The following is a 3451-nucleotide window of genomic DNA, read 5'->3' as shown; positions in this document are numbered from 1 at the left end:
CCGGTCGGCGGGCGGGCGCCAGCGGGTGGCGTCTAGCACCTCGCGCGACTCGGTGACCTGGCCCATCCGGTTCGCCGTGCGCTCGGCGAGGTCCTGGCCGGGCGCGGTGGTCTGGGGCAGCGCGTCCAGCGGCAGCGCCGGGCGGCGCCCGCGCACGTGGCCGCGCACCGCGTCGGGGTCGCCCGCCTGGGCGGCCAGGACCACCTGGGCGTCGACGAGGGCATCCACGCCCGAGTCCTCCCGCGCGCCGCCGCTCTCCCCCGACGCCACGGCGCGCCGGGGGCGGCCGGGCGTCCGCCGGGGGCCGCGCGGGTTCGGGATGGCCTGCGGGGGCTCAGGAGTGCGCGGGCAGCGCCCACACCAGGGCCACCAGCGCGACGGCCACCACCAGCGCGGTGAGGCCGAGCAGCGGGCCCGCGCCCGGCAGCTCGGGGCGCTCGTGCGCCAGCAGCGCCCGGTAGGCGCGGGCCGAGCGCCGTTCCGCCAGCGCCCACAGCGCCGCGCACACCACCAGGAACACCGGCCCCACGGCCAGCGACCACGCGCCCAGCACCGGAGGCAGCACCCGCAGCGACACCAGCGCCGTCGCGGCCACCGCGAGCACGGTGCGCCGCCACGCCAGCAGGGTCCGCTCGGGTTGCAGGCCGGGGTCGAACCGGGCGCGCTCAACCACGGCGGGTCACCGCAGGACCGTGCCCAGCACCAGCAGCAGCGCCACCGCCGCCACCCCGACCACCAGCGGCAGCAGCACCCCGGACGAGGGCAGCGGCTCGCCGCGCCGCATCGCCCGCTCGGCGGCGGCCCACCCCCGCCAGGCCAGCGGCGGCACGACCAGGCCCAGCACCAGCAGCGCCAGGGACGCGGCCAGCCGCAGCCAGGGGTGGATCGGCACGTGCAGCGCCTCCAGCGCCACCCCGCCCGCCACCAGCGCCAGCGAGGTCCTGATCCAGGCCAGGAACGTGCGCTCGTTGGCCAGGGTGAACCGGGGGTCGGGTTCGGCGCCGTGGTCGTAGACCCCGCGCGGGAAGCGGCGCAGGCTCACGCCGCGACCTCGCCGGGGCTGTGCTCCACGGGCGCCATGCTATGCCACGTCGGCGTGCCCCGTCCGGCGCAGCGGGCGGCCCCGGACGGCGCACCGCGACCCCGGTGTCAGGCCCCCGGCTCCAGCAGCACCGGCAGCTCCTCCAGCCCGTTGACCACCGTCGACCCCAGCAGCCGCAGCCGGGCCTCCGGCACCGCCAGCCGCAGCCTCGGGAAGCGGCCGAACAGCTCGCCCAGCGCGATCTCCAGCTCCTGCCTGGCCAGCGCCGCGCCGAGGCAGAGGTGCGCGCCCACCCCGAACCCGATGTGCCCGGCGCCCTGCGGCGGCGACAGGTCGAACGGCGCGCCGTCCCGGTTCGCGCCCGCCAGCGACACCAGGATCGGCTCGCCGCGCCGCACCAGCGCGCCCGCCACCACCACGTCCCGCGCCGCGTAGCGCGCCCGCAGCCCGCGCACCGGGCCGTTCCAGCGCAGCCCCACCTCCGCCACGTGCGACCACGGGTGCTCGCCCGCCAGCGCCGCCGCGAGCTGCACCGGGTGGGTGAGCAGCGCGTGCACGGTGTTGCACAGCGCGTGCACCGTGGTCTCGTGGCCCGCCAGCAGGAGCAGGTCCAGGGTGCCGACCAGCTCCTCGTCGGTGCACCGGCCGTCCGCGCCCGCCTCGACCAGTGCGCTGGTCAGGTCCTCGGCGGGGTCGGCCCGCCTGCGCCGCACCAGCTCGCCCAGCGCCTCCCGCACCTGCGCCGACGCCGCGACCCGCGCCGTCTCGCCGGAGCGCCCGTCGACCTGGGCGGTGTAGCGCTCGTGGAACCACGCCAGCTCGTCCCGGCCGGTGATGCCGAACAGCTCGAACACCACGATCACGGGCAGCGGCTGGCAGAACCGCTCCTTCAGGTCGACGGGCGAACCGGGGTCCAGCTCGTCCAGCAGCCGCCGGGTGATCGCGGTGACGCGGGGTCGCATCGCCTTGACGCGCTTGGCGGTGAACCCGGTGGCGGCGATCCCGCGCAGCCTGCGGTGCTCGGCGCCGTCGCGGTTGATCATCGAGTGCGCGGTGAGCATCGGCAGCAGCGCCCAGTCCGGCGGCACCTCGCCGCGCCGCAGTGCGGTCCACTCGTCGGGGTGCTTGGACAGCGGGGGCCGGACGTCCAGCACGGCGCGGGCGGCCTCCTCGGTGGTGGCCACCCAGGCCCGCACGCCGTCCGCGTCGACCGGGACGAGCGGCCCGATCTCCTTGAGCAGCCGGTGCTCCTCGTGCGTGGGGGTGGTGCGGTCGAGCACGTGCAGGGGTTCGGCGAGCGAGTGCCCGCGGCGGACCTCGTGGGGCGCTTCCTGCTGGGCCGTCTCGTCGTGGGCCGTCTCGTCGTGAGCCGTCATGGCGGGGCCTCCGGTGCGGGATCGGCACGAGCGGGGCCGGACTCACGCTAGTGCCGCCCGAGGCGCGGGCGTGAGGGCCGATCGACCGACCACGCGCCGCCGCTCGCCTGGAATGGCGCCGGAAGGTGACCGGAACCGTTCGCGGATATGCAGGAAAGCGCTTACCGAGAGTTCGGCGGCGCACGGGTGGAGCAGGGCGCCGGGAACCCGCGCGAACACGAACCCCCGGCACGCCAACAACTCTGCTCCTTCGCCGCCCCGCCTCACCGCCCCCGTTCGCCCGCCGCAGCCAGCAGCGAGCGGCCCAGCGCGGTCGCGGTGTGCAGGGATTGCCCGCGTCGCCTGCTCGTGCGCAGCAGTCCCGCCTCCCGCAGCACCGACGCGTGCCTGCTCGCCGACGCCGCCGACGTGCCCACCCGACGCGCCAGCTCGGTCGTGCTCGCCCCGGCCCGCGCGCACTCCAGCACCGCGCACCGGGTCGGCCCGAGCAGCGCGTCCAGCCCCGGCGCCGCGCCCCCGCTCCACCGGTCGCCCTCGTCCAGGGGGTGCACCAGCACCGGCGGCAGCTCCGGGTCGGCCAGCGTCACCGGGGTGCGGCAGAAGTACGACGGCACCAGCCGCAGCCCCCGCCCGGCGAGCCGCACCTCCCGGTCGGCGCAGTGCGCGACCTCCAGCACCGGTGGCCGCCACCGCACGTGCGGGCCCAGCCCGGCCAGCAGCGCGTGCACGCCCCCGTCCACCAGGTCGCGGGCCCGCCGCGCCCGGTCGGCGGCGGCGCTCTCGGCCACCACGCCCGCGTGCGGCTCGACCAGCTTGGCGTGCAGCCTGCGCAGGCACTCCGCCAGCTCGCCCAGCGCGTCCGCCCCACCGTGCGCCACCAGCCCCGGCAGCCGCGACCGACCCAGCTCGGCCCTGGCCCTGCGCGGCGGCGTGGCCCGCACCGCGTCCAGCCCGGCGGCGAGGCCGTGCGCCTGCTCGGGCGGGGTCAGCAGGTCCGGCGCGGGCGTGAGCAGGCGCAGCACGGCCAGGTCGC

At 78.1% G+C, this 3451-nt stretch carries 5 protein-coding genes; all 5 read right to left on the bottom strand.

From position 1 onward, the window contains the following. The coding region (locus tag ACTUAL_RS20610) for a hypothetical protein (RefSeq protein WP_440901396.1) at positions 1-228 on the bottom strand (228 nt) is incomplete at its 3' end. A gap of 106 nt (positions 229-334) precedes the next feature. Beyond that, a complete protein-coding gene (locus ACTUAL_RS20605) occupies positions 335-673 on the bottom strand; it encodes a DUF202 domain-containing protein (protein WP_096493768.1) in 339 nt (112 codons plus the stop codon). A 6-nt stretch (positions 674-679) separates the two neighbouring features. Next, the gene (locus tag ACTUAL_RS20600; RefSeq protein ID WP_440901395.1) at positions 680-1042 is read right to left on the bottom strand and encodes a YidH family protein; all 363 of its coding nucleotides are present in this window, start codon (positions 1040-1042) and stop codon (positions 680-682) included. 107 nt (positions 1043-1149) lie between these two features. Further along, entirely contained in the window at positions 1150-2418 is a 1269-nt protein-coding gene (locus ACTUAL_RS20595; protein WP_440901394.1) for a cytochrome P450 family protein, read from the bottom strand. Positions 2419-2681: 263 nt separating this feature from the next. After that, positions 2682-3451, bottom strand: a 770-nt coding sequence (locus ACTUAL_RS20590; RefSeq protein ID WP_440901393.1) for a helix-turn-helix domain-containing protein, incomplete at its 5' end; no start/stop codon positions are given.

Source organism: Actinosynnema sp., from assembly GCF_052038725.1.
This window is presented reverse-complemented; position numbering and strand designations above follow the sequence as displayed.

Coding starts and splice junctions, on each gene's coding strand:
- ACTUAL_RS20595 (WP_440901394.1), bottom strand. CDS start 2,418: ATGACGGCTCACGACGAGACGGCCCACGACGAGACGGCCCAGCAGGAA.